Origin of the sequence: Xanthomonas citri pv. citri, from assembly GCF_000961215.1 — a bacterium.
GTDB classification, from domain to species: Bacteria; Pseudomonadota; Gammaproteobacteria; order Xanthomonadales; family Xanthomonadaceae; genus Xanthomonas; species Xanthomonas cissicola.
The window spans coordinates 4,560,001-4,583,633 of sequence record NZ_CP008998.1 but is presented as its reverse complement, the minus strand read 5'-3'; the positions used below and the strand labels follow the sequence as shown (position 1 = coordinate 4,583,633).

The 23,633-nt window shown below is 66.7% G+C and carries 24 protein-coding genes (1 of these 24 running past the window's edge); 8 read left to right on the top strand and 16 right to left on the bottom strand.

Features of this window, described 5'->3' with window-relative positions; all coding sequences use genetic code 11:
* Nucleotides 1-5: 5 nt before the first annotated feature.
* Complete coding sequence (locus AMD14_RS20180; protein WP_015463690.1) at nucleotides 6-1,133, top strand: acyltransferase family protein; 1,128 nt, start codon at nucleotides 6-8, stop codon at nucleotides 1,131-1,133.
* 154 nt (nucleotides 1,134-1,287) lie between these two features.
* Here the strand turns inward: AMD14_RS20180 and AMD14_RS20175 are convergent, their stop codons facing one another.
* The 5 genes from AMD14_RS20175 to radC all read right to left on the bottom strand — a co-directional run bounded on the left by AMD14_RS20175 (nucleotide 1,288) and on the right by radC (nucleotide 6,138).
* On the bottom strand, nucleotides 1,288-2,043 hold the full coding sequence (locus AMD14_RS20175) for an SDR family NAD(P)-dependent oxidoreductase (RefSeq protein ID WP_003489104.1): 756 nt from the start codon (nucleotides 2,041-2,043) through the stop codon (nucleotides 1,288-1,290).
* Nucleotides 2,044-2,080: 37 nt separating this feature from the next.
* Nucleotides 2,081-2,614: a hypothetical protein gene (locus AMD14_RS20170; RefSeq protein WP_011052603.1), complete on the bottom strand. Its 534-nt coding sequence runs from the start codon at nucleotides 2,612-2,614 to the stop codon at nucleotides 2,081-2,083.
* Nucleotides 2,615-2,620: 6 nt separating this feature from the next.
* The gene (locus tag AMD14_RS20165) at nucleotides 2,621-3,505 is read right to left on the bottom strand and encodes an SPOR domain-containing protein (protein WP_011052602.1); all 885 of its coding nucleotides are present in this window, start codon (nucleotides 3,503-3,505) and stop codon (nucleotides 2,621-2,623) included.
* Between the two features lie 179 nt (nucleotides 3,506-3,684).
* Entirely contained in the window at nucleotides 3,685-5,373 is a 1,689-nt protein-coding gene (gene argS / locus AMD14_RS20160; RefSeq protein ID WP_045714623.1) for an arginine--tRNA ligase, read from the bottom strand.
* Nucleotides 5,374-5,460: 87 nt separating this feature from the next.
* On the bottom strand, nucleotides 5,461-6,138 hold the full coding sequence (radC, locus tag AMD14_RS20155) for a RadC family protein (protein ID WP_011052600.1): 678 nt from the start codon (nucleotides 6,136-6,138) through the stop codon (nucleotides 5,461-5,463).
* Between the two features lie 96 nt (nucleotides 6,139-6,234).
* On the opposite strand from radC, the gene coaBC reads away from it, so the two are divergent.
* The 3 genes from coaBC to AMD14_RS24785 are packed head-to-tail and all read left to right on the top strand — an operon-like array spanning nucleotide 6,235 to nucleotide 10,332.
* Nucleotides 6,235-7,509 carry a bifunctional phosphopantothenoylcysteine decarboxylase/phosphopantothenate--cysteine ligase CoaBC gene (coaBC, locus tag AMD14_RS20150; RefSeq protein ID WP_003489095.1) on the top strand — a complete coding sequence of 425 codons (1,275 nt, stop codon included), beginning with the start codon at nucleotides 6,235-6,237 and terminating at the stop codon, nucleotides 7,507-7,509.
* Complete coding sequence (gene dut, locus AMD14_RS20145; protein ID WP_007964142.1) at nucleotides 7,506-7,973, top strand: dUTP diphosphatase; 468 nt, start codon at nucleotides 7,506-7,508, stop codon at nucleotides 7,971-7,973. Before coaBC ends, dut begins: the two co-directional genes overlap by 4 nt.
* A 13-nt stretch (nucleotides 7,974-7,986) precedes the next feature.
* Nucleotides 7,987-10,332: a phosphomannomutase/phosphoglucomutase gene (locus AMD14_RS24785; RefSeq protein ID WP_015471480.1), complete on the top strand. Its 2,346-nt coding sequence runs from the start codon at nucleotides 7,987-7,989 to the stop codon at nucleotides 10,330-10,332.
* Nucleotides 10,333-10,411: 79 nt separating this feature from the next.
* Here AMD14_RS24785 and AMD14_RS20135 read toward each other — a convergent pair whose 3' ends face one another.
* From AMD14_RS20135 to pyrE, 9 genes are all read right to left on the bottom strand, one after another.
* Nucleotides 10,412-10,975 carry a hypothetical protein gene (locus tag AMD14_RS20135; RefSeq protein WP_005914401.1) on the bottom strand — a complete coding sequence of 188 codons (564 nt, stop codon included), beginning with the start codon at nucleotides 10,973-10,975 and terminating at the stop codon, nucleotides 10,412-10,414.
* Nucleotides 10,976-11,389: 414 nt separating this feature from the next.
* A complete protein-coding gene (locus AMD14_RS20130) occupies nucleotides 11,390-11,731 on the bottom strand; it encodes a lipid-A-disaccharide synthase N-terminal domain-containing protein (protein WP_003489077.1) in 342 nt (113 codons plus the stop codon).
* On the bottom strand, nucleotides 11,731-12,453 hold the full coding sequence (locus tag AMD14_RS20125) for a glycosyltransferase family 2 protein (protein ID WP_015463688.1): 723 nt from the start codon (nucleotides 12,451-12,453) through the stop codon (nucleotides 11,731-11,733). Before AMD14_RS20125 ends, AMD14_RS20130 begins: the two co-directional genes overlap by 1 nt.
* 359 nt (nucleotides 12,454-12,812) lie before the next feature.
* A complete protein-coding gene (locus AMD14_RS20120) occupies nucleotides 12,813-13,778 on the bottom strand; it encodes an SDR family NAD(P)-dependent oxidoreductase (RefSeq protein WP_011052597.1) in 966 nt (321 codons plus the stop codon).
* Nucleotides 13,779-13,982: 204 nt separating this feature from the next.
* Nucleotides 13,983-14,291 carry a helix-hairpin-helix domain-containing protein gene (locus AMD14_RS20115; RefSeq protein WP_003489070.1) on the bottom strand — a complete coding sequence of 103 codons (309 nt, stop codon included), beginning with the start codon at nucleotides 14,289-14,291 and terminating at the stop codon, nucleotides 13,983-13,985.
* A 33-nt stretch (nucleotides 14,292-14,324) separates the two neighbouring features.
* Entirely contained in the window at nucleotides 14,325-15,251 is a 927-nt protein-coding gene (locus AMD14_RS20110; protein ID WP_011052595.1) for a ParB/RepB/Spo0J family partition protein, read from the bottom strand.
* The gene (locus AMD14_RS20105; protein WP_003489066.1) at nucleotides 15,251-16,048 is read right to left on the bottom strand and encodes a ParA family protein; all 798 of its coding nucleotides are present in this window, start codon (nucleotides 16,046-16,048) and stop codon (nucleotides 15,251-15,253) included. The genes AMD14_RS20110 and AMD14_RS20105 overlap by 1 nt, the downstream gene beginning before the upstream one ends.
* Before the next feature lie 113 nt (nucleotides 16,049-16,161).
* Nucleotides 16,162-16,773 (bottom strand): hypothetical protein, encoded by a 612-nt coding sequence (locus tag AMD14_RS20100; RefSeq protein ID WP_011052594.1) that lies wholly within the window; start codon nucleotides 16,771-16,773, stop codon nucleotides 16,162-16,164.
* 88 nt (nucleotides 16,774-16,861) lie between these two features.
* Entirely contained in the window at nucleotides 16,862-17,521 is a 660-nt protein-coding gene (gene pyrE, locus AMD14_RS20095) for an orotate phosphoribosyltransferase (RefSeq protein ID WP_011052593.1), read from the bottom strand.
* A 119-nt stretch (nucleotides 17,522-17,640) separates the two neighbouring features.
* On the opposite strand from pyrE, the gene AMD14_RS20090 reads away from it, so the two are divergent.
* The 3 genes from AMD14_RS20090 to AMD14_RS20080 all read left to right on the top strand — a co-directional run bounded on the left by AMD14_RS20090 (nucleotide 17,641) and on the right by AMD14_RS20080 (nucleotide 20,345).
* Nucleotides 17,641-18,441, top strand: coding sequence for an exodeoxyribonuclease III (locus AMD14_RS20090; RefSeq protein WP_011052592.1), 801 nt, complete (start codon nucleotides 17,641-17,643; stop codon nucleotides 18,439-18,441).
* 322 nt (nucleotides 18,442-18,763) lie between these two features.
* On the top strand, nucleotides 18,764-20,059 hold the full coding sequence (locus tag AMD14_RS20085; RefSeq protein ID WP_015463687.1) for an AmpG family muropeptide MFS transporter: 1,296 nt from the start codon (nucleotides 18,764-18,766) through the stop codon (nucleotides 20,057-20,059).
* Nucleotides 20,060-20,117: 58 nt separating this feature from the next.
* The gene (locus AMD14_RS20080; RefSeq protein ID WP_003489057.1) at nucleotides 20,118-20,345 is read left to right on the top strand and encodes a hypothetical protein; all 228 of its coding nucleotides are present in this window, start codon (nucleotides 20,118-20,120) and stop codon (nucleotides 20,343-20,345) included.
* A gap of 41 nt (nucleotides 20,346-20,386) precedes the next feature.
* On the opposite strand, the gene AMD14_RS20075 is transcribed toward AMD14_RS20080, so the two are convergent.
* The gene (locus AMD14_RS20075) at nucleotides 20,387-21,520 is read right to left on the bottom strand and encodes an anhydro-N-acetylmuramic acid kinase (protein ID WP_045714622.1); all 1,134 of its coding nucleotides are present in this window, start codon (nucleotides 21,518-21,520) and stop codon (nucleotides 20,387-20,389) included.
* A 380-nt stretch (nucleotides 21,521-21,900) separates the two neighbouring features.
* On the bottom strand, nucleotides 21,901-23,319 hold the full coding sequence (locus AMD14_RS20070; protein WP_011052589.1) for a M23 family metallopeptidase: 1,419 nt from the start codon (nucleotides 23,317-23,319) through the stop codon (nucleotides 21,901-21,903).
* A 170-nt stretch (nucleotides 23,320-23,489) separates the two neighbouring features.
* Here AMD14_RS20070 and tyrS point away from each other — a divergent pair, with 170 nt between their 5' ends.
* On the top strand, nucleotides 23,490-23,633 hold the beginning of the coding sequence (gene tyrS, locus AMD14_RS20065; RefSeq protein ID WP_011052588.1) for a tyrosine--tRNA ligase. It continues 1,068 nt past the right edge of the window; the window shows 144 of its 1,212 coding nt (coding positions 1-144); it begins with the start codon at nucleotides 23,490-23,492; its stop codon lies off the right edge, out of view.

The following is a 23,633-nucleotide window of genomic DNA, read 5'->3' as shown; positions in this document are numbered from 1 at the left end:
CCCGCATGCGCTATCCCGCTTTGGACCTGTTGCGTGGCATCGCCATCGTCTGGGTGATGCTGTTCCATTCGTTCGTGGTCGGCGGGTTGGGGAAGGACTGGGAATGGCTGTCGCGCTACGGCTGGATGGGGGTGGACCTGTTCTTCGTGCTGAGCGGCTTTTTGATCGGCACCCAGGTGCTGACCCCGCTGTCGCGCGGCAAGCCATTGGACTTCACCGATTTCTACCTGCGCCGCGCATTCCGCATCCTGCCGGCGTTTTTGGTGGTCTTGGCGATCTACATGGCATGGCCGGGTTTTCGCGAATCGCCCGGGCTGGCGCCATGGTGGATGTTTCTCACCTTCACATTGAATCTGTTCGTCGACTACAGCGAGCAGGCCGCGTTCTCGCACGCATGGTCGCTCTGCGTGGAAGAGCATTTCTATCTGGTGTTTCCGTTGCTGGCGGCGTTGTTGTTGCGGCGTCCATCGGCCGCGCGCGTGGTCGCGGTGTGCGTGGCGGTGGTGGTCGCCGGCATCGCGTTGCGCACCAGCGTGTGGCTGCACAACACGGCGCTGGATCAGCTCGGCGGCGGCCAGCAGCGCAACTGGTTTGTCGAAGATCTCTATTACCCCACCTGGAACCGGCTGGACGGCTTGCTGGCCGGTGTCGTGCTGGCAATGGTGAAGGTCTTCCGCCCCCGCACATGGCAATGGCTGCAGCAGCGCGGCAACACCTGGGCGCTGGCCGGGGTGGCCACGCTGGCACTGGCGATGTGGTTGTTCCGCGAGCGAACCGGCCTGCTGGGCAACGCAGTGGGCTGGCCGGTGCTTTCGCTGGGGCTAGCCTTGCTGGTCTTGGCAGGCACCGCGACCGACAGCGCACTGGGCCGCCGACGCGTGCCGGGCGCTGCCTGGTTGGCCGCCATTTCCTACAGCATGTATCTGACCCATAAGGCGATGTTCCATGTCACCCAGGGGTGGTTCGATGCCACGCTGGAGGGTCGTGGCGTCCTGGCCTTTGCAGTGTATGGCACGGTGGCGCTGGCGGCGGGTGCGCTGCTGCATTACGTGGTGGAACGTCCGTTCCTGCAGCTGCGCGGCGCGCTGCTGCGGCGGCGCGCAGCCGTGCGCCGCGATGCAGAACGTGCGTGATGCGATCTGCAGTCATCCATCGCACGGGCGGGAGTTGAAAAAAAGCCGCGCAATGCGCGGCTTTTCGATACTCGGTAGGGCTACGCGGCGCAGCGGGATGTATGGCTGGCGCACTGCGCGCGCACCGCCCCAGCCCTGGCTTCAGTGCAACGCCTCACTGCGCGTCGCGCGCCACCTGGAACCCCGCAAAGGACTGGGTCACCGGCATGATTTCCAGGCGGTTGATATTCAAATGCGCCGGCAGGCTGGCGACATAGAAGATCTGTTCGGCGATGTCTTCTGCCGTCATCGGGGTGGCGCCACGGTATAGCGTATCCGACGCCGCCTGGTTGCCCCCGGTGCGCACCAGGGTGAATTCGGTCTCGGCCATGCCCGGTTCGATCGAGGTCACGCGCACGCCGGTGCCGTGCAGATCAGAGCGCAGGCCCAGCGAAAACTGCTGCACGAAGGCCTTGGTACCGCCGTAGACGTTGCCGCCGGTATATGGGTAGGTTGCCGCGACCGAGGCGATGTTGATGATGGCGCCGCGGCGCGCGATCAACGCCGGCAGCAGGCGGTGGGTGAGCGTGACCAGCGCAGTGACATTGGTGTCGATCATCTGCTGCCACTGCGCCAGGTCGGCCTGCTGCGCCGGTGCGGTGCCCAGCGCCAGGCCGGCGTTGTTGACCAGCACGTCGATATCGGCGAATGCGGCCGGCACTGCGTCGATCGCGTCCGACAAGGCGCGTGCATCGCGCATGTCGAACGCGGCGGTGTGGACCTGCCCGGCCGGCAGTTCAGCGGCCAGCGCCTGCAGGCGTTCGGCGCGCCGGCCGGTGGCGATGACCTTCCAGCCGGCTGCAGCGAAGCGGCGCACGGCGGCGCTGCCGAATCCGGAGGTAGCACCAGTGATCAGGACGGTCTTGGACATGAGGAACTCCAGGAGGACAGGGGGGCGGGAACCAGATTCAGTGAGCAGGCCGCGGGTTCGCCATTGCGGCATGCCGTGCACGCAGCAGCTGTTCGGTCAGGGTCTGGCGCGCGACGACTTGGCCACGCCGCAGCTGCAGCGCCACGTACGGGGCCGGCGCGTGCGCAGCGCTCGTCGCGGTGGCGGGCAGCGCGACGATCAATTCGCCATCTACCCAGGCGGCGGGCACTGGCGCTGCCTGGCCCGGGAACATTACGTCCAGCGGCAGCGTGGGCGGCGCGTCGTTACAGGCGCCCAGGACCACGCGATCGAGCACCAGCTGTTGCCCGTCCAGACGCCAGTGGGCGCGGTAGCCGCGCCAGTTGGCGCTGCAGCTGCCCAGCGCGCTGCCTGCGTGCGCCACGAAGCGCTTCCAGGTGGCTGGGTCGTCCAGTGGGCCGGACAAGGGTTCGGCCAGCAGCGTGGCCTGCTGGCCGTCGATCTGGATCAGGTCGGGAAGTTGATCGGTGGCCTGCGCCGGGCCGGCCCACGCCAGCACGCACAGCAACACGCCAGCGATACGCCGCAACACGGGCGTTTACTGCGCCTTGATCGCGATGGCGGACACGCCACTGCCGGTGAGCTTCTGCTTGGCCTCGGCAAGCTCGCTGGCGCTGCCGTAGGGCCCCATGCGCACGCGATAGACCGTCTTGCCGCTGATGTCGGCCGATTCCACGCGTGCGGCCAGGCCCATCATCGCCAGCTTGGCCTTGGTGGATTCGGCATCGCCGGAGGCGCCGAACGAGCCGGCCTGCAAAATGTAGCGGGTGTTGTCGGCGACCGCCGGCGCAGCAGCCGTCGGCGCTGTTGCAGCGGCGGCAGTTGCGACGGGCTTGGGCGCGGCGGCGGCCGGCGCGGTGAGTGCGGCGGTGCTGGCCGGAGCCGGCGTGGCGGCCGGGCGTGCAGGGGCGGTTTCCGGCAGCGGCTTGGGTACGCTGGCGGTGGTTTCCTTCAATGGCGTCGGGACGCTGGTGGTCGGTGTGGCGGCAGCCACACTGGCGCCGGGTGCGGGGGGCACGGGTTTGCCTTCCAGCGCCGCACGCGCACGCGCGGCCTCTTCGGCGCGCGCGCTGGCCGCCAGTTCGGCATCGGACATCTGCACTTCCTTGCCGGGCAGCAAGGTGTAGAAGTCGTACTGGGTCTGCGCATCGCCAGCTTTGGCCTGCGGCTTGGGCGGCTGCGCACTGGGCTTGGGCAGTTCGGCCGGCGTGTCCACGTCGGCATCGGCCACCGGCTCGGGCTGCGCATCCGGATTGGCACGCGGGCCCACGCGCAGGAAACCGTCCCCGTCCTTCTTGAACAGGTTGGGTGCGGCCAGGAAGATCACTGCCGCAATCGCGGCGCCAGCCACCAGCCACACCCAACCGGGGGTGCCATTGCTGGTGTTGCGCCGGGCCTGACTCTTACCGCGTCGTGCTGCCATCTACCACTTCTCCGAATCGTGTCGTTGCGGGCCCGCTGGCCCGACTTGCTGTGGCAATGCGCGCCGCTGCGCTGATTGCCCGGTGAGCGCCATCAGCGCCCGAGGTGGCAGGCCGGCGCCTACCGCAGTGCCATGCGCTACGCTGCTGCCTGCGATGGCGCCCGGGAGCTACCGCCTGTTTACATCTTTTCCGGAGCGCTGACGCCGAGCAGTTCCAGGCCATTGGCCAGCACCTGTTGGGTGGCGACCGCCAGGGTGAGCTTGGCGTCGCGCTCGGCGGCAGCGTCCACCAGCACCTTGCTGTTGTGATACCACGTGTGGAAGGCGTGCGCCAATTCACGCAGGTATTGCGCGATCTGGTACGGCTCCAACGCCTGACCGGCGATTTCCACCACTTCCGGGTAACGCGACAGCTCCAGCATCACCGCCAGCGAGTGTTCGTCGTCCAGGCATGCGAGCTCGGCCAGACCATGGGCTTGGTCGTACTTGTAGCCCTTTTCCTGCGCCTGGCGCAGCACGCTGCATACCCGCGCATGGGCGTACTGCACGTAGAACACCGGGTTGTCGTTGCTCTGCGCCCGCGCCAGGTCGATATCGAAGGTCAGCTGCGAATCGGGCTTGCGCGCGATCAGGAACCAGCGCACCGCATCGGCGCTGGTTTCTTCGATGAGGTCGCGCAGGGTGACGTAGCTGCCGGCACGCTTGGACAGTTTCACTTCTTCGCCGCCGCGCATCACCGTGACCATCTGGTGCAGCACGTATTCCGGCCAACCCTGCGGGATGCCCAGCTCCATCGCCTGCAGGCCGGCGCGCACGCGCGTCAGCGAGCCGTGGTGGTCGGCGCCCAGTTCGGTGATGGCGCGTTCGTAGCCGCGTTGCCACTTGGTCAGGTGATAGGCCACGTCCGGCACGAAATAGGTGTAGGTGCCGTCGGACTTGCGCATGACGCGGTCCTTGTCGTCGCCGAAGTCGGTGGACTTCAGCCACAGCGCGCCGCCTTCCTCGTAGGTGTGGCCGGAGGCGATCAGCTTCTGCACCGCTTCTTCGACCTTGCCGTCCTTGTACAGCGAGCTTTCCAGGAAGTAGATGTCGAAATCGACCCGGAACGCAGCCAGGTCGTGGTTCTGCTCGTTACGCAGGTACGCCACCGCGAAGCGGCGGATCGATTCGAGATCGGCCGGATCCTTGGTGCCGGTGACCAGATGGCCTTCCAGATCGACGGTGTCGCCGGCCAGGTAGGCATTGGCCACATCGGCGATGTAGTCGCCGCGGTAGCCGTTTTCCGGCCAGCCGTCGCTGTCGGGGGTGAGCCCCTGCGCACGTGCCTGTACCGACAGCGCCAGGTTCTCGATCTGCACGCCGGCATCGTTGTAGTAGAACTCGCGCTTGACGTTCCAGCCGTTGGCATCGAGCACGCGCGCCAGGCTGTCGCCGATCGCCGCGGCACGGCCGTGGCCGACATGCAGCGGGCCGGTCGGGTTGGCCGAGACGTATTCCACGCCCACCGAACGGCCGTTGCCGGCCAGGCCGCGTCCGTAGTCGTGGCCTTGCTTGATCACATGCGCCACTTCGCGCTGATACGCGGTGGGGGCCAGGTGGAAATTGATGAAGCCCGGACCGGCGATTTCCACCTTGGCCACGTCGTCGCTGGCCGGCAGGGCCGCCAGCAGCGCCTGCGCCAGTGCGCGCGGATTGCTGCGCGCAGCCTTGGCCAGCAGCATCGCGGCGTTGGTGGCGAAGTCGCCGTGCTCGCAGGTCTTGGGTCGCTCGACCACAAAATCCGGCGGCAGGGTGTCGGCGGGCAGGGTGCCATTGGCGCGCAAGGCTTCAATGCCTTGGCCGATCAGTGCGCGGAGTAGGGCTTTCACGTGGGATCTGCTTGGAACCAAACCAGCGATTTTACCCGACCGCGTGCCGCAGGGTCCGAGCAATGGTTCAGGTCAGCGCACCACTGCTCATTCCAGCCAGCCGCGTTCGGCGAACGACACCGGCCGACCGTCGCCGATGACGAAATGGTCCAGCAGGCGGATGTCCACCAGCTCCAGGCTGTCCAGCAGGCGCTTGGTGACCGCGCGGTCGGCCTCGGAGGGCTCCGGATTACCCGACGGGTGGTTGTGCCCGACGATCACCGCCGCCGCGTTGTGCAGCAGCGCCCGCCGGACCACTTCGCGCGGGTGGATGTCGGCCCCGTCGATGGTGCCGGTGAACAGTTCTTCGAAGGCGATGGCGCGGTGGCGGTTGTCCAGGAACAGCACCGCGAACACTTCATAGGCCCGCGCGCGTAGCCGCTGCGAGAAGTAGCGGCCCACGCTGGGCGGGTCGCTGAGGGCCTCCCCGCGCTCCAGCGCGCTCATCAGGTGCCGCTGGGCCAGCTCCATCGCGGCGGCGAACTTGCAGGCCGAGGCCGGGCCCAGCCCGGGCAGGCGCGTCAGCGCCTTGGCCGGGCGGTCCAGCAACAGACGCAGCGGGCCGTGCCGATGCAGCAGATCGCGCGCGGTCTGCACCGCATCCTGGCCGCGCAAGCCGGAGCCGACGAGGATCGCCAGCAGCTCGGCATCGGACAAGGCAGTGGCCCCGCGCGCCAGAAGTTTCTCGCGCGGGCGTTCGTGGGTGGGCCAGTCGTGTATGTGCATATGGCGAGATTGCCGGTGCTCATCGCCGACGCCCATCAGGCCAAGCAGAGGCATCGGCTAATCTAGTTGTCCTTGTAACCGTAGGACGACCCCGACGTGATCGGCTCCACTCAGGCCCGCCCCCTGGACGGACAGCGTTTGCTGCTGTGCGTCGGCGGAGGCATCGCCGCTTACAAATCGCTCGAACTGGTCCGTCGCCTGCGCGACGCCGGTGCGCAGGTGCAGGTCGCCATGACCGGCGGTGCGCAGCAATTCATCACCCCGCTCAGCTTCCAGGCATTGTCCGGGCAGCCCACCCGCACCACGCTGTGGGACAGCGCCGCCGAGCAGGCGATGGGCCACATCGAACTGGCGCGCTGGGCCGATCGGGTGATCGTCGCCCCGGCGACCGCCGACCTGCTGGCGCGGCTGGCGCATGGTCTGGCCGACGATCTGGTCACCACGCTGTGCCTGGCCACGACCGCGCCGCTGACCGTGGCGCCGGCCATGAACCACCGCATGTGGCTGCATCCTGCCACCCAGGCCAACATCGCCACCCTGCGCGCGCGCGGGGTGACGGTGGTGGGCCCTGACGACGGCCCGCTGGCCGAGGGCGAATCCGGCCCCGGGCGGCTGGCCGAACCGGCGGCGATCATTGCTGCGCTGGCCGGTGGCGCGGCGGCCGCCAGCACTGCCCCGGAGGGCGCCAGGAGCGTCGTCGCGCCCGTCTTCATCCCCAGCAGCGCGCAGTTGGAGGGCCTGCGCATCGTGATCAGCGCCGGCCCCACCTTCGAAGACCTGGACCCGGTGCGCTACGTCGGCAACCGCAGCAGCGGCAAGATGGGCTATGCCCTGGCCGCCGCAGCTGCCAGGCAAGGCGCTGATGTGGTGCTGGTCAGCGGGCCGGTGCATCAAACCACCCCGGATGGCGTGCAGCGCATCGACGTGCGCTCGGCCGCGCAGATGCGCGACGCGGTGCTGGGTGCATTCCCGGCCGACATCTACATCGGCGCTGCCGCCGTGGCCGACTACACCCCCAAGCGGGTGGTGTCGCAGAAGATCAAGAAGACCGGCGAAACGTTGACCCTGGAACTGGTGCGGACCCCGGACATCCTGTCCGAGGTCGCCGCGCAGACCGGCGCGCTGAAACTGGTGGTCGGTTTTGCTGCCGAAACGCACGATGTGGAGCATTACGCCCGTGGCAAGCTGGCGGCCAAGCGCCTGGACCTGATCATCGCCAACCAGGTAGGGATCGAAGGCGGCGGATTCGAAAGCGACAACAACGCAGCCACGGCCTATTGGCAGGGCGGCGAGCGCGTGTTTCCCAGCAGCAGCAAGACCGAATTGGCCGACCAACTGCTGGCCCTGATCGCGGAGAGATTGCAGGCATGAGCCCCCCAACCCAGTCCTTGCAGGTGAAGTTGCTCGACCCGCGCTTCGGCGATCTGTGGCCGCTGCCGGCCTATGCCACCGAATCCAGTGCAGGCATGGACCTGCGCGCCGCGCTGGAGGCGCCGATGACGCTGCAGCCGGGCGATGCGGCCTTGATCCCCAGCGGTATCGCGATCCATCTGGCCGACCCACAACTGTGCGCCGTGATCCTGCCGCGCTCGGGCTTGGGCCATCGCCACGGCATCGTGCTCGGCAATGGCACCGGTTTGATCGATGCCGATTACCAGGGACCGCTGCTGATCAGCACCTGGAATCGCGGCCGCGAGGCCTTCACCATCGAGCCCGGCGATCGCATCGCGCAGTTGGTGATCCTGCCGATCGTGCGTATGGGCTTGCAAGTGGTGGATACTTTCGTCGACAGCGCGCGGGGAGCGGGTGGATTCGGCCACACCGGCGTGCGCTGACAGGGGAAATTACATGAGCAAGGCGAACGAGCGCAGGCAGGGGATGTCCAGCGTGCGTACGAGTGGTCCGGTGTTGGGGGGCATATTGCTGTTGCTGGCCGTCTGGTTCGGCTGGAACAGTTATGCGCAATGGCGCCAGGACGCGGTGGCGCAAGGGCTGGAGCAGGCACGCGACCGCGCGGTGCAGGACGTCGGCCAGGCCATGGCCACGCAGGCCAGCCAGCTCGACGCGGTGCTCAAGCAGCCGCCGGTCATCGCTGCGTTGGCCGGTGGCGACGCGCTGGCGGCCGCATCGGCCATCCGCGAGCGTTTCAAAGGTGCCGAGGATGTCCAGGTGCTGCCTGGCGACCTTGCTGCGGCCTATGCCAACCCCAAGGATTTCGGGTACGCGCGTCTGAGCCTGCTCGAATCGGCGCAGGTGGCCGACCGTGCGCAGGTCCGGGTCGTGCGCGACGCCAAACAAGTCCGCCTGGGCGTGGCTGCCGCGGTGCGCCTTGGCGGGCAGCCGGCGGTGGCGTATGCGCGGTTGCCGTTACTGCGCCTGACCGGCCCGCTGGATGCGATTGCGGCGCCGGACAGCGCCTACCTGGCCGTGCGCCAGGGCAGCTACAACGTGGCCCAGCAGGGCGATATGGCATTGGCCGATGCGGCCGAAACGCTGGCCAGGCCGCTTGGGAACAGCGGCTTGCGCGTGGCTGCGGCAGTGCCGCAAGGCGATAGTGGCCCACTGGGTCTGGGCACCGTCGGTTGCGCCATCGTGGCGGCACTGCTGCTGATCATTGCGGTGCTGCTGGTGCTGGCCAGCCGGGGGCAGGTGGCCTTGCCACGGCGCCGGGCGGCTGACCAATCCAGCGCCGATGAACCCACCTTCAGTCAGAGCCTGCAGCACGACGCCAGCGTTGCCAGCGAAGCACGCGCGCTGGACGCCGAGGCGTCGCCCGCACCGCCAGCGCTGGTGCCGGCGGTGCAGGTCGCCGCCGGGATGTTTCGTGCCTACGACATCCGCGGCGTGGTCGGCAAAGACCTCAACCCCGGCGTTGCCGCCTTGATCGGCCAGGCCATCGGCAGCGTGATGCAGGCGCAGGGACTACGCGATGTGGTGGTCGGTCGCGACGGCCGGCTGTCCGGGCCGGAGCTGAGCAACGGCCTGATCGAAGGCCTGCGCCGTGCCGGCTGCAACGTCACCGACATCGGTCTGGCACCGACGCCGGTGGTGTACTTCGGCGCGTACGAGCTGCGTGCCGGCAGCTGCGTGGCGGTGACCGGCAGCCACAATCCACCGGACTACAATGGCTTCAAGATCGTGGTCGGCGGCGAGACCTTGTCCGGCGCCGCCATCGCCGAACTGCACCAGCGCATCAACGAAGGCCGCCTGCATACCGCCGCCACGCCTGGCGAACTGGAACAGCGCGACATCAGCGATGCCTACATCCAGCGCATCGCCGACGACGTCCAGCTCGATCGCCCGATCAAGGTGGTGGTGGACGCCGGCAATGGCGTGGCCGGTGAGATCGCACCGCGCCTGCTGGAAGCGATCGGCGCCGACGTGGTGCCGTTGTACTGCGATATCGATGGCACCTTCCCCAACCATCACCCTGATCCGAGCGAGCCGCACAACCTCAACGATCTGGTGAAGATGGTGCAGCGTTTCGATGCCGATATCGGCGTGGCGTTCGATGGCGATGCCGATCGCCTGGGCGTGGTGACCAAGGAAGGCGCGATGGTGTTCCCCGACCGCCTGCTGATGCTGTTCGCCGCCGATGTACTGCAGCGCAACCCTGGCGCACTGGTCATCTACGACGTGAAGTGCACCGGCAAGCTGTCCGACTACGTATTGCGCAACGGCGGCAGTCCGCTGATGTGGAAGACCGGGCATTCGCTGATCAAGTCCAAGATGCGCGAGACCGACGCCGAACTGGCTGGCGAGATGAGCGGCCACTTCTTCTTCAAGGAGCGCTGGTACGGCTTTGACGACGGCATCTACGCCGCCGCACGCTTGTTGGAAATCCTGGCCCAGCGCGAGCAGACGCCGTCCGAGGTGCTGGACGCCTTGCCTGAAAGCGTCTCCACGCCGGAGATCAAGGTGCCGGTGGAAGGCGATGCGCATGCGCTGGTCGCGCAATTTGTCGCGCGTGCGCAGACCGGCGAAGAATCGCCGTTCGAATCGGCGCGGCTGTCGACCATCGATGGACTACGTGCGGACTTCATCGACGGCTGGGGGCTGGTACGCGCCTCCAACACCACCCCGATCCTGGTGCTGCGGTTCGAAGCCGACAGCGAAGCCGCATTGCAGCGGATTCGCACGCTGTTCCGCAACGAACTGCAGACGTTGTTGCCGGAGCATTCCGTGGCGTTCTGATTGCCGGATGCGGAGACCGTCCGCTGCGTTGCCTGTGGAGCGGCAGCGCAGCTGGGCCGGTGCGCGACGCGGCGGTCCGTCATCCGGTATCGCGTCGGTGTACGCGGTCACCCGTGTGTTCCACCTGTTCCAGTCGCTCAGCATGACCGCGTGGCGTGGTGATCGATGCAGCGTCATGACCGTCCGGCAATAGCCAGACTGCGTCCCAGTACGGATACCCGCCCACCTGCTCGGCTAGCCCTGCCCGCAGGGGCAATGCGACCAGCGTGCGGGCGAACTGTCGATGATCGCTTAGCAGCGGGAGCGCCGACACCTGCATCTGCGGCTGCCACACTGTTCCACCACGCCCGCGTGCGCGATTGACCGCATCGGCAGTCATCAGTCGCGCCGTCGCGGCCAATTGCAGCAATGCCGACTTGCTCGGTGCCTGCAGCAACCCGCACCACGTGTCAGGCAACAGCACCCAGCACAGCAACTGCGCACCTTGCCAATGGCGGGGCAGTGCCAGGCTGGCCGCCGCAGCGCGAGCGCAGCGCCAGTCCGCGAACAACGGCACGTGCTGATGCGTGTGCAGCCGCAGATGCCAATACGCTGCTTCAAGCGTCGGCGTGGGCAGGGGGCGATGACGGAGCGCACTGGACATGGTCGCAGGTTGCCAGCGACGCGGGAGCGGCAATATCGGCGGGCACCCCATCATCGCGTCGGCCGCGCGCGCAGCGGCGTGTCCGAAAAGCAGGCATCAGCGGTCAGCGCTATCGCCACGCCTCCGGCAATCTGCGCTGCATCGGGTGGATGCCCCGGATCACGTCAATGCGCGCAAGCGCTCGTCAATCACGCTGCATCGCAGCCCAAAACCTGGTCAGTGAGATGCAGTGCATCCGTATCGCTTGCGTACGCTGAGGCATCGCCAACCACGATGGATCGCCGAAAATCAGATGCAGCAACGCGCTTTGCCGCGCATCGGGATCATCTCCACCCGCCACGGCTCACCAACAGCGTTCGATCACCGGCAACCATCCGGACCAGGCGATTCGAATCCCGAATCCCGAACCCCGCCTCAATGACTGGCCCTATCCCGCTTCCACCCACGATGCTTCACATCCAGATACAGGCTGTAAAACGCCGTGAACGCCGGGAACAGGTTCTGCAGCACACCGACCGAATCCTGCTTGGCCGAAAACACGAAATAGCTCAGCGTCATCAAGCTGCCGACCACGCTCATGTACCAGAACAGGCGCGGAATCACCGGCTTGCCGGCGCGTTTGGAGGCGACGAACTGCACCAGCCAGCGGCCGCCGAACATCAGCGCGCCGACATAGCCGATCAGCTTCCACCCGGTCACATGGATGCCTGTCCAGTACAGCCAGGTCAGTTGCTGGTCGAGAAAGGACGGGTCCATCAGCGTTCCTGCACCACTGTGCGCTTGCTGCGGGTGATCAGCCAGGCCACACCGAGCAGGTCGCGGATGCCGACCAGGGCGCGATTGAGATTGTTGTACTTGGACACGCCGGCGGTGCGGTGGCGATGGTTGACCGGCACGCTCACCGTGCGCCAGCCGGCGCGCTGCATCAACGCCGGCAAATAGCGGTGCATGTGGTCGAAGTAGGGCAGGTCCAGAAATGCCTCGCGCTCGAACAGCTTGATGCCGCAGCCGGTGTCGGGCGTATTGTCGCGCAGCATGCGCGAGCGGATCGCATTGGCCCATTTGCTGGCCCAGCGCTTGGAGCCAGAATCCTGGCGATTGACCCGCCAGCCGGCGAACAGCTTCACCTGCGCCTGCGCCTGGCTGCGCGCGATCAGCAGCTTGGGGATGTCGGCCGGGTCGTTCTGGCCGTCGCCATCGAGCGTGGCGATCCAGCTGGCGCGCGCGGCCTTCACCCCGCTGCGCACCGCCGTGCTCTGGCCGCTCTGGGTCACATGATGCAGCACGCGCAGTTCCGGTGTGGTGCTCTTCAGGCCTTGCAGCACTGCGAGCGTGTCGTCGCGCGAATGGTCGTCGACATACACGATTTCGAAGGCCACCACGCCGCGCAGGGCGCTGACGATTTCGCCCACCAGCGTGGCGACGTTATCGCGCTCGTTGAATACCGGGACGACGACGGACAGCTGAGGTTGGCTCATGGTTGCAGGGTGGCCGGATGAAGGCTGAGCGAAAAAGATCGGGCATTGTGCCCTGACTCTCTGAGTCAGGCATGAAGCATGCACGCGTTATGCGCATTGGACCGGTTGGAAGCAGCCTGTAGTGAATGATGGGGACGTGGCAAGGCTGCGAAGGTGTTGGGCTAGCGGGCCGATCACGCGTCGTCTTCCGGCGCAGCGCAGCTGGCACGCATCGCCATGGGCATTGCCTATCTGCCATGCGGTCGTACGCCAGGACGGCTGGACAGTAGTACGCCCTGCATCTGGCCCGCATGGCAGTCCCGGCGCTACGCGCGCCCATCGACGCCCACGTGCAACTCCGCAGCAACCCCCGCCAAGCGCTAGGCGCGCTCGCCGAAATACTGCCGGCACCACTCCACGACCTGCGGCAAGCCACGCTCGACCGGGGTCGCCGGATCGAACCCGAAGGCGGCCTGCGCACGCTGCGTATCGGCCATGGTGCGGATCATGTCGCCCGGCTGCATCGGCCGGTAGACCTTCTCGGCCGGGCGGCCGGCGGCCTGCGCGATCACGTCGATGAAGTACTCCAGCTCCACCGGCGTGTGGTTGCCCAGGTTGAACACCCGGTGCGGCACCGGCGCGTCGCTGGGCGTGTCCAGCGCGCCCAGCACACCGGCCACGATATCGTCGACGAAAGTGAAATCGCGCTGCATCTTGCCGTGGTTGAACACCTCGATCGGCCGCCCCGCCAGCACCGCACGGCTGAAGATCAGCGGTGCCATGTCCGGCCGGCCCCACGGCCCGTATACCGTGAAAAAGCGCAGACCGGTCGCGCGCAGGCCATACAGCTGCGCATAGGTGTGGCCCATCAATTCGTTGGCGGCCTTGGTTGCCGCATACAACGAACGCGGTTGGTCCACGCGCTGGTCTTCGGAAAACGGCGGGGTGGCCGAATCGCCGTAGACCGAACTGCTCGAGGCATACACCAGGTGCTGCACGCCGCGGTGCCGGCACAGCTCGAGCATGTTGACGAAGCCGACCAGGTTGCTGTCGACGTAGGCGTGGGGGTTTTCCAGCGAATACCGCACGCCCGCCTGCGCAGCCAGATGCACGACGCGGGTCGGCTGGATCTCATCGAACAATGCAGCCAGGCCCTCGCGATCGGTCAGGTCCAGCGTGCGGATATCCAGGCCTGGGCACAGCGTCGCCACCCGGTCGTGCTTGAGCTGCGGGTCGTAGTAGTTGTTGTAGTTGTCCAGCCCCACCACCGTCTCGCCGCGTGCCGCCAGCGCGCGGCAGGTGTAGGCACCGATGAAACCGGCAGCGCCGGTGACGAGAATGGTCATGGCTGTGATCCTGGGAAATGCGGGAACAAAAGGCTGGCGCTCCGGATGCGCACGCGCGGCGCATTGCGGACACCGCCGCGAGCGGGTCCGGCATCCCGATGCTGCCAACGCGCCTGCGGTGCGCCGTGCGCCATGCGCGATTCATGGTGCTCGCCGCTCACACCAAGCTCAAAATAAAGGCTGCAGCGCGCCATGCGTCTTCGCTCACCGCAGGGCGAGCGGTGCTTCGCTGGCAAGCTTGGCCTTGCGCTCGGCGCTGAACTTCCACCACGGCTGCGCCGCCTCGCCTTCCATAAAGCGCACAATCGATAGGAACACATCGATCACGCAGGGGTCGTGCAGCACGCCGGTGCGCAGGCATAGCTGTGCGTGCATGTCGTAGGCATCGCGACCGCGCAGCTGCGCAGGCACGCGGATGCCGATCAGGCGCAGGTCCTTTTCGCAGGCCGGCCCGACGTTGGGTAAATCGGTCAGCTGCAGCAGATGCTGGCGGTCCACCTTGGCGGGATTCATGGCCGACGAGGATCCTGTTGGATGTGCAAGCGATTAGCTGCGCTGCATGCGCAGGCGTTCGAGCACGCCGTCCAGCGTGTCCAGATCGGTGTAATGGATCACCAGCTTGCCCTTGCCGCCGCGGCCGTGATTGAACACCACCTTGGTGCCCAGCGACTCGGACAGTTCGGTTTCCAGCGAGGCGATATCGGCCTGTGGGGCCACCGGCGCCGGCTTGCCCTTGCGCAGCGAGCCGGGCACCTTGCCGGCGGCGAACTGCTGCGCGCGGTGTTCGACTTCGCGCACCGACCAGCCCTGGTCGGCCGCTTCCTGTGCCAGCTTGCTGGCCAGTTCCGGCGCCAGGGTGAGCAGCGCGCGTGCGTGGCCCATTTCCAGCCGGCGCGTTTCCAGCAACACGCGAATGGCCACTGGCAATTCCAGCAACCGCAGCAGATTGGACACCGATGCACGCGAGCGTCCCACCGCGCCGGCGGCCTCGGCATGGGTCAGCGAAAATTCGTCGATCAGCCGCTGCAGCGCCTGCGCTTCTTCCAGCGGGTTGAGGTCTTCGCGCTGGATGTTTTCGATCAGCGCCATCGCGATGACGGTGCGGTCGTCCAGCTCGCGCACCACCACCGGCACCTCGGTCAGCCCAGCCAGCTGCGAAGCGCGCCAGCGGCGTTCGCCGGCCACGATCTCGAACTGCGCCGGTGCCAGCTCGCGCGCCACGATCGGCTGGATCACGCCCTGCGCCTTGATCGACTCGGCCAGCTCGGCCAGCTTGACCTCGTCCATCTCCCGGCGCGGCTGGTACTTGCCCGGCTGCAGCTGGGCCACCGGCAACTGGCGCAAGCTATCGCCAGGCTGCAACGTCTCTTCGCTGGCCGCACCGGGTGCCGCTGCCGCCGCGCCCTTGGGCCCCAACAGCGCTTCCAGGCCACGGCCCAGGCCACGCTTCTTTGCGGGGATCGGCTTGTTCATCAGACGGTCTCCACGGGCCGGACGGCCTTGTTGCGGTCGTTCTGGCGGCGCACGATCTCACCGGCCAACCCCAGGTAGGCCACCCCGCCGCGGGAGGTGCGGTCGTAACCGACGATGCTCTGGCCATGGCTGGGCGCCTCGGCCAGGCGCACGTTGCGCGGCACGATGGTACGAAACACCTTGTCGCCGAAATGCTCGGTCAGCTCGGCCGATACCGCGTTGGCCAGGTTGTTGCGGATGTCGAACATGGTGCGCAGCACGCCTTCGATTTCCAGCGCCGGGTTGAGGTTGGCGCGCAGCGCTTCGATGGTTTCCAGTAGCGCGGTCAGCCCTTCCAGCGCGTAGTACTCGCACTGCATCGGCACGATGATGGAATCGGCCGCGGTCAACGCATTGAGCGTGAGCAGCGACAACGCCGGCGGGCAGTCGATCAGGATGAAATCGTACTCGTCGCGGATCGGCGCCAAGGCGCGCTTGAGCCGCTGCTCGCGTTCGCCCTGGTCCATCAGCTGAATCTCGGCGGCGGTCAGGTCGATGTTGCCTGGCAGCAGATCGAAGCCTTCCGGCGCGGTCACCCGGATCTGCGCGGCGCTGTTTTCGCCCAGCAGCAGATCGCAGGTGGAGGCGGCCACATCGCGCTTGTCGATGCCGCTGCCCATGGTGGCGTTGCCCTGCGAGTCCAGATCCACCAGCAATACACGCTTGGGCGCGCGCGCCAGGCCGGCCGCCAGATTGACGGCGGTCGTGGTCTTGCCGACGCCGCCCTTCTGGTTGGCAATGGCGATGATCCGGGCCATGCGGGAGAGCCTCGTGGGCAAGAGTAAGACCGGCCATTATGCGGGCAGGGCGCCGGATCGGGAAATGCCGCCCGCGGCGGTGCGCCGCACGGCCGGGATGACGCAAGCGCCGGTCAGCCGGCGGGCGGGGCGTTGGCGGGTGGCTCCTTCATGGCCCGGTAGCGCTGCAGGATGTCGGCGATCTCGCCATCCAGCGCTACCCGCTGCTGCTCGAAGCTGATCTGCAGACGCAACTGCGCCATCAAATCGCGATGGCGCTGCTGGATGTCGCCGGCCAGCTTGTCGGCCACTGCCTGGCCGGCCAGCTCGCGGTCGCCGGCGCTGCGCAGCAGGCTGGCCAACCCTTCGCGCAGGCTGGTCACATTGAAGCGCGCGGTATGGATGTTGTTGTCGACGATGGCGATGCGCTCGTTGAACACCCGGCGCAGGTCGTCCTCGCTCTGATACGACATCAGCATCGCCTGGTCGGTGCGCTGGCGCGTCTGCTCGGCGGCCAGATCGGCCTGGCGTTGCTGCTCGCTGGCCGCAGCAGCAGCGCGCTCGTCGCTGCTCATCGCGCGCTGCACCTCGGCGCTACGCATCCCGCTCTTGACGTTGAATTCGTCGCGCGCCTGGTTCACCGCCTCCGGGGGCAGCGTATCGCTGCACACGCGGGCGCCGTTCTGGTTCCAGCAATACAGCTTCTTGGCGGCCGGCCTGTCTTGCGCACCGGCCGGCGCAGCCATGCCCAATGTCGCAGCGACAGCCGCCGCAACGGCGAATAATGCCGAACGTGTCTGTATTGGCATCATCGCAGCCCCCTGTCGCCTGCCGTCAGCCTGTGGTGTCGGTCCCGTAGCGGCCACGATAGGCCAGCAGCGGTTCCTGGAAGCCCACAAGGTCGGCGTTTCCTGCCGCAAAAGCAAGCAGGTCGCCCAGGTTGGCCACCGCGATCACGGGAATGCCGGCCTCGGCTGCCACCGCCTGGGCGGCGGAACGGCGGTCCTGATCGGACGCGATTTCCTGTCGGTCCAGCGCCACCGCGATCCCCGACGGCGTTCCGCCAGCGGCGCGGATGATGGCCAGCGCCTCGCGGATTGCCGTGCCGGCGGTGATCACGTCATCGACGATCAACACCTGACGGCCGGCCAGCGGCGCGCCGATCAGGGTGCCGCCTTCGCCGTGGTCCTTGGCTTCCTTGCGGTTGAACGCCAGCGGCAGGTCGCGCCCGCGTCCTGCGTAGGCGCAGGCCAGCGCGGTCGCCAACGGGATGCCCTTGTAGGCCGGCCCGAACAACAGGTCGAAGTCCAGCCCGGCCGCTTCGATCGCATCGGCATAGCACTGCGCCAACTGCGCGGTCTTGGCCCCCGAATCGAAGCGCCCGGCATTGAAGAAGTACGGGCTGAGCCGCCCGGACTTGAGCGTGAACTCGCCAAAGCGCAGGGCATCGGCGTCCAGGGCCAGCTGCAGGAAACGGGTGCGGTGGTCGGTCATTGGACGGGTATGGGGAATGGGGAATCGGGAATGGTAAACGCATCGTGCGCCGGCAGCCTTCCGCATGCGCCTGGGGTAGGCTTTACGATTCCCCATTCCCATTTCCCCATTCCCGGCCTATGCGCATCATCAGTTTCAACGCCAACGGCCTGCGCTCGGCCGCCAGCAAGGGTTTCTTCGCGTGGTTCGCCGCCCAGGACGCCGATGTGCTGTGCGTGCAGGAGACCAAGGCCCAGGAGCATCAACTGGCCGGGCCGGACTTCCTGCCCACCGGTTACAAAGCCTGGTTTCGCGACGCCAGCACCAAGAAGGGCTATAGCGGAGTGGCGATCTACAGCCGGCACGAGCCCGACGAGGTGCGTACCGCGCTGGGCTGGCCGGAGTTCGACGAAGAGGGGCGCTATATCGAAGCGCGCTTCGGCAATCTCAGCGTGGTGTCCTTCTACATCCCCTCCGGTTCCTCGGGCGAGTTGCGCCAGGACTACAAGTTCCAGGTGATGCAATGGCTGCGGCCGATCCTGGACGAATGGCTGGCCAGTGGCCGCCAGTACGTGCTGTGCGGCGACTGGAACATCGTGCGCACGGCGCTGGACATCAAGAACTGGAAATCCAACCAGAAGAATTCCGGCTGCCTGCCGCCCGAGCGCGACTGGCTCAACGGCCTGTGCGCCGACGCGCCAGAAGATGCCAGCGCCGCCGACGGCCGCGGTTGGGTCGACAGCTACCGCGTGCTGCATCCGCAGGGCCAGGACTACACCTGGTGGAGCAATCGCGGCGCGGCGCGCGCCAACAATGTGGGTTGGCGCATCGACTACCAACTGGTCACCCCCGGCCTGCGCGACGCCCTGAAGGCCTGCTCGATCTACCGCGAAGAACGCTTCTCCGACCACGCGCCGTACATCGTGGATTACGCGCAGTGAGGCAGGTCGAGGCTGTGAATTCCGTCACATCGCGTCAGCGTGTTACGGAGTGGGGGGACCACCTCGCCGGCGATCTCGCCACCTGGACGCACCTTGGCCACTGCCGCAGCACGCGCGGTGGCTCTCGTACGCCATTACGCAGTGTGCCGATGCCGCTCAAAACGTTCTTCCTCGGCTCGGGCGCGCGTCGTCGGGGTGCTGCACAGACCGCTCAAGACAAGACGCGTGACGCCATGACGGTCGTCCGCGGCGGGCTGCATGCAGCGGTGCCGTGGGCCGCGCCGGCCACGACCACTGGCGTTCGTTCTCGACCGTGTGACGCATGACCACGTCCGTACCTACCTATAAAGGCTGGCGTGGTATCCAGCGCGCCTTCGCCACGCCATCGGCGGCGACCATGGCGCTGCTGGGTTTCGGCAGCGGCTTGCCGTTTCTGTTGATCGCCTCGCAGACCTTGTCCGTCCGATTGCGCGATGTAGGGCTGGACCTGCAGGACATCGGCTTTATCAGCCTGGCCAGCTTTTTCTACCTCCTCAAGTTTCTGTGGGCGCCGCTGATCGACCGCTATGCGTTTCCGCTCACCGCGTTTCTGGGGCGCCGTCGCTCCTGGCTGCTGGTGGCGCAGATCGGCGTCACCATCGGCCTGTTCGCGCTGGCATTTTCGCGCCCGGATCTGAGCGTGACCGGCCTGGTCGGCTGGGTGCTGTTCGCCTCGTTCTGGGGTGCCACCCAGGATTCTGTCGTGGATGCGTACCGCATCGAAGTCGCACCGGATTCCGCGCAGGCAGCGTTGGCGGCGACCTACACGCTGGGCTACCGCATCGGGCTGATCCTGGGCGGCGCGGGCGCGCTGTACATGGCCGAATACCTTGGCTGGACATGGGCGTACGTCGGCATGGCTGCACTGATGCTGGTGCCGATCGTCACCACCTTGCTGTGCCGCGAACCCGACCATCCCGAGGCGACTGTGGTGCGCCGAGTCGATGTTTCAGGTGCCTTCTGGCAACCGATTTCCAGTTTTTTCTCCAGCAATGGGCTGGCGCTGGGCATCGCGCTGCTGCTGTTCGTAGGCCTGTACAGGTTTCCCGACCAGGTGATCGGCGTCATGGCGGGCCCGTTCTATCTGGATTCGGGCTTCACCAAGGCCGATATCGCCACCGTCTCCAAGCTGTTCGGCGTCTGGATGGGGATTGTCGGAGCCTTCGCTGGCGGTGCCGCAGTCGCCGCGTTCGGGTTCCGGCGCATGTTGCTGGTGGCCGCGTTGGGGGTGGCCTTGTCCAACCTGGCGTTCCTGCTGATGGCGCACAACCCCGGCAAGCTGTGGGCGTTCTATGCCGCGCTCAGTGCCGATAACCTGTTCCAGGGTTTCGCCGCCTCGGTACTGGTGGCTTTCATGTCCTCGCTGACCGACCGCAACTTCACCGCAACCCAGTATGCGTTGCTGGTCTCGCTGGCCAACCTGCCGGGCAAGTTCGCCGGTGCCGTCTCCGGTTCCGTGATTAATGCGACCTCCTACAGCACCTTCTTCATCCTCAGCGCCCTGACCGTCATTCCCACCTTGCTACTGCTGGCCTGGCTGTGGCCGCGGCTATTGGCGCACGACAGGCGGCCGGATTGAAACGTCCGCCAAGGTTGCCGATGATGCGCGCGGGGCAGCGCATTGCACGAGGCAGGGCATGACCGATCTGGTATTGCGTGACATCGACCCGGTGCTGGTGGACCGTATCCGCCGCATTTCTGTCGCACGTGGCTGGACCCAGCACCAGACCGTCATGCATCTGCTCGAACAAGGCCTGTTCGCCAGCGAATACGAAGTCACCGGCGGCCTGCAGCACCCGGAGGTCGATGCGCTGGCCGAGGCGATTGCCGCGCTCAAGGCGCTGCCGGCGGGAAATAATCCCTAGCGCTGCAGTCGCTCCATCCAGGCTGGAAGAGGCCAACGGGCTCACGCCGGATAGATCGCTCCCAACAGCCGGGGCCCGGCGGCCCCAGTCACCGAGGACAGATTGGCAGCGCGTCCGGCCAGCAACTCGGCTGCCAGCCAGGCAAAGCCCATCGCCTCCAGGTAATCCGGGTCCAGCCCGTACCGCGCGCTGGATTCCACCATCGCGCCCGGCAGCCGCGCCGCCAGTCGGGCCAACAGCACCGGGTTGCGTACGCCCCCGCCGCAGACCAGCACCCGGCGCGTGGTGGGCTGCAGCCGCAGCAACGCATCGGCCACGCTGGCAGCGGTGAGTTCGAGCAAGGTCGCCTGCACATCGGCAGCATCCAACCGCGCGTTGCCCATCGCCTGCACTGCCCAGTCCAGATGGAATTGCTCGCGGCCGGTGCTCTTGGGTGGTGGCAACGCAAACCACGGATCGGCCAACAGCGCCTGCAACAAGGCCGCATCGACGCGCCCACTGGCGGCAAATGCACCATCGGCATCGAACGGCGTGCCGTGATGGCGTTGACACCAGCTGTCCAGCAACGCATTGGCCGGGCCGGTATCGAATCCCCGCACCGCGCCATCGCGCGGAATCAAGGTCAGGTTGCCGATCCCGCCCAGATTGAGCACGGCGCGGTCTTCGTCGCCTGCGCCCAGCATGGCCAGATGGAAGGCGGGCATCAGGGGCGCGCCCTGGCCACCGGCAGCCACATCGCGACGTCGGAAATCGGCCACCGTGGTAATGCCGGTGTGCTCGGCAATTCGGCTGGCATCGCCGATCTGCCAGGTGAACGCCGGGCTCGCGTTGGGCCGGTGGCGGATGGTCTGCCCATGCGAGCCGATCGCGCGAATCTGGCGACGCTCCACGCCGCTGTCGCCGATCAACTGATTGGCCGCCGCCGCGAACGCCAGCCCCACCTGCGCGTCCAGCTGGCCTAGCGCATCGATGGCCACCGTCTCGGCGCCCTGGCCGAGCGCCACCAAGGTCTCGCGCAACTGCGGCTCCCACGCCACCGTCGTCCCGGCCACCAATTCGCAGCGGCGGTGGGTGTCATCGGCAAAGCGCACCAGCGCGGCATCGATGCCGTCGGCGCTGGTGCCCGACATCAGGCCCAGGTACAAGGGGGAGTCAACGTGTTCCAAGACAGACATGCCGAAGCCAGAAAGACACGGCCGGCCAGCTTGTGCAGCCGGGCCGGGTCCGTCAACTGGTCTTACGTGGATGGCAGCCGTGCAGCGTGTGCGTCATCGTCGGGCCGGCACGCGCTGCAACCTGCCCCGACTATCGCCTATGCGTCGGGATTCCCTTCCCACCTCAGGCATCGTCAAGGTCCGCAATCACGTCAGATGCGGTCGACAGCCAAGATCAAACGCCGGATTGGGAAGTCGCAGCGTTCACCACCCGCATTCGGCTGCAGCAATTGGCTGCACGGCAACGACCATGCGACACGGCTGGAGGGACGCCCAACCCCTGCCGCGCCACCCGCCTGCGCAGCCGCGACGCAGCTGACGCAGTTACCAGCCGCAGGCGCTCAACTGCGCGACTTGCCCTTGGCCGGCTTGCCGGCGTCGGCGTAGATCAGCTTCTCCATGCCCTCGATGCGAGCCATGGCCGGCGCCGTCTGCGCGCGGAACGCCGCCAGTTCGACGCCCTGCAGCGGCTCCGGCGGCGGCATCGTCACCGACATCGGATTGCGCTGCTGTCCGCCCACGCGGAATTCGTAATGCAGATGCGGGCCGGTCGCCAGGCCGGTCATGCCGACATAGCCGATCACCGTGCCCTGGTTGATGCGCTGCCCGGCCTTGATCTTGCCAAAGCGCGACATGTGCCCGTACAGCGTGCTGTAGTTCTTGCCGTGATCCAGGATCACCACGTTGCCATAACCGCGTTGGGTCCCGACAAACACCACCCGCGCATCGCCGGCTGCCATGATCGGCGTGCCCGAGGCGGCCGCATAGTCCACACCCTTGTGCATGCGCATGGTGCCCAGCACCGGATGCTTGCGCGCACCGAAGGTGGAGCTGATCCGGCTATAGGCCACCGGCATGCGGATAAAGCTCTTCTTGAGCGGGCGGCCATTGATGTCGAAGTACTCGGCCGGTTTGCCGGCACGCTCGAAGCGAAACCCCGTATAGGTCTTGCCGCCGGTGGTGAACGTCGCCGCCAGGATGTCGCCGGTGCTGATCCGCTCGCCTTCGCGCCAGGTTTCATCCATGACCACGCTGAAACGGTCGCCGGGCTGCAGATCCTTGTCGAAGTCGATGTCGTACTTGAAGATCTCGTCGGTCATGATCGCCACCGCCGCCGGCGACAATCCGGATTTGCCGGCCGATGCATACAACGAACTGCTGATCTCCCCGCTGGCAACCACTGTGCGCGTGGTGGTCGCCCGCTCGGTCACGTTCTCGCGCACGGCGTCGCCCAGCAGGCGCAGTTCCACCCGATGACTGTCGTCGCGATCGAAGCGCAATGCGCGCAGTTGCCCGCGCGTCGGCATGTCGAAGGCGATCTCGGTGCCCGGACGCAGCTTGGTCAGCACCTCCTTGGTCCCCGGATGCGCCAATACCTGGTACATCACCGTGGTCGGGATTCCCAGCTCGCCGAACAAGGTACTCAGCGTCTGGCCCGGCTTGACCTGCAGAATTTCCCAATCGGTGCTCGGCGCCAGCTGCTTGCGGCTGGGAATCAGCGGCGGCAACGGCAACGCCAGCGTGGAATGGCTGGAAAGCGGTGTGTCGATGGCGTTGGAAAAACCCGGCACGATCGTGGCCACCAGCGCGCCGATGGTGGCGAACAGGCTGGCGTGGATCCAGTGGCGACGTGTCCAGCGGTCATTGAATGCCGCCGGCAGATGCGCCTTGAGCTTTCGATGCAGTGCAGTGTCGTGGAGGACGTGGAGGCGTTCGTGAAAGCGCCGCTTGCGTGCACGGCCCTGCTCTGAGTTCTGCATCGTTCAAATTCCTCGCTGGCTCGAAGTGCGAGCCCAATCGCCGGTACCATAGACAGCCTGTAACAGCGCGTCAAACCATTGAGCCTGTTCATTATTTTCACTTGGCGCGGAATTAACCCGCGTTTAACATCATTCACGTTTTTGACGGCAAGCGCCGCTGGAGTCTGTGGTTGACCACTATCGAAGAATCCCTCGCACTCATTGGCCGCGGCACCGAAGAGATCCTCAAGCTCGATCAACTGCAGGCGCGGCTCGCCACCGGTAAGCCGCTGCGGGTGAAGGCCGGCTTCGATCCCACCGCGCCGGATCTGCAT